The following is a 1,564-nucleotide window of genomic DNA, read 5'->3' as shown; positions in this document are numbered from 1 at the left end:
TAAAAAAGGATTTTACATTAAACGAATGTGTGGAAAATCTAAAAGATATTGTTTATTTGCTGGAATCCTCATATATTGGCTTCGATGAAATGGAAGAAAGGGGATTTGATAAAGAAGCATTTATTAAAAACTCAGACTCATTGTTTTCAAATGAAAAAAATATAAGTCTTTTTAAACTATCTGATTACATATACAATAATCTTCATCCTTATATAAATGATTGTCATTTTAAGATAGGTTGTGGAGATACATATTATAACTTTGGAAATAAAAAAGTTATTTTTTTATCTGATACGTATGTTATAAAAATAAAAGCAGGTTATAAGGTTATAGATTCATCTCAGATTCCTATAGGAACAAAAATAAGTATATCTGATGAAAATCTGTTTAAAACTATCCATAATGGAAAAGAAGTTTTTAGATTAGGAGTCCTTGCATCAAAAGGAGAACGTGATTATACAAAGTTTCTTCCAGTATCGGTAAATGATGAAAATATCAGATTGAAATGTATTTATATTCCTAAAACATTTAGTTCAAATGTGTTTACTGTAGTTGAAACAAAAAATAGTGTGTATATAAACATACCTGTTTTTGATACTAATGCAGAACACTTTGAAAGTTTTAGAAAATTAGGTAAAAAATATTGTAATAAAAAAAATCTGATTATTGATGTAAGACAGAATCCTGGTGGGGGAGATCCATATTTTAATGAATTCTTATACGATTTATATTCTGGTGAAGAAAATGAATCAATTTTTACAAAATTTTTAAAAGATAGAGATTCTGCATATAAAAAAAGATGGATTAAGTCACCTCTAAATGAACATATTTTCGATTTTGAAAAGGATAGTTCTTACGGAATTACTTATTTAGAAAACTCTAAAAAGATAGAAAATAATAAAATTAAATTCAAAACAAAATTCAAAGGTAATCTTATTTTTCTTACAAGTAAAAGCTCTGCTTCCTGTTCTGAAGATATTATTTTATTTTCAAAAAAACTGTTTGATAATGTTTATACAGTAGGAATGAATACGTCTGGATCTATTCTATATGGAAATATCTTGTATTACCGGCTAAAAAATAGTGGATTGATTTTGACAGTAGCTCAAAAAGAATGGTTCTACGATAATGGGCTCGAAGAAGGTACAGGTATTATGCCTGATTACGTTGTCAGCGGAAGTTTTGAAAATACAATCTTGTTTCTAACAAAAGATAAAAAAATTGCAAAAAAAGTTTCAGATTTATACTAAATTTTTGCTTTAGTCATACCCAACAATACATATGACTAAAGCAATATTTCTATGACATTTGTCATATATTCTAAGTTTTTGTTATGACATTTGTCATAAATGGTTATTTTATTATTTTTTCTTTGTTGCAAATAAAAATTGCGTATGATAAATCTAATTATGACAAAGAAGATGGAATTTGTCTTTGAAAGTTTGTGAATAAAAAAAGTAAAGGAAATTAAATGAATAGAAAATTAAAAAATTTCTTAAATGATGAACAAGTGTTAAATAATATTTCACTTTATGAAGGTACAGAGTTAGAGAATATTTTCAAA

Annotated in this window: 1 protein-coding gene; it reads left to right on the top strand. The window is 25.5% G+C overall.

Annotated features, from left to right (window positions below; translation table 11 throughout):
• Window positions 1-1,250, top strand: a 1,250-nt coding sequence (locus BMY21_RS15535) for a S41 family peptidase (protein ID WP_218141073.1), incomplete at its 5' end; no start/stop codon positions are given.
• Window positions 1,251-1,564: the final 314 nt, after the last annotated feature.

This window comes from Treponema bryantii (assembly GCF_900111035.1).
Classification (GTDB): domain Bacteria; phylum Spirochaetota; class Spirochaetia; order Treponematales; family Treponemataceae; genus Treponema_D; species Treponema_D bryantii_C.
The sequence above is the reverse complement of the archived record's forward strand: the minus strand, read 5'-3'. Positions and strand labels throughout refer to the sequence as shown.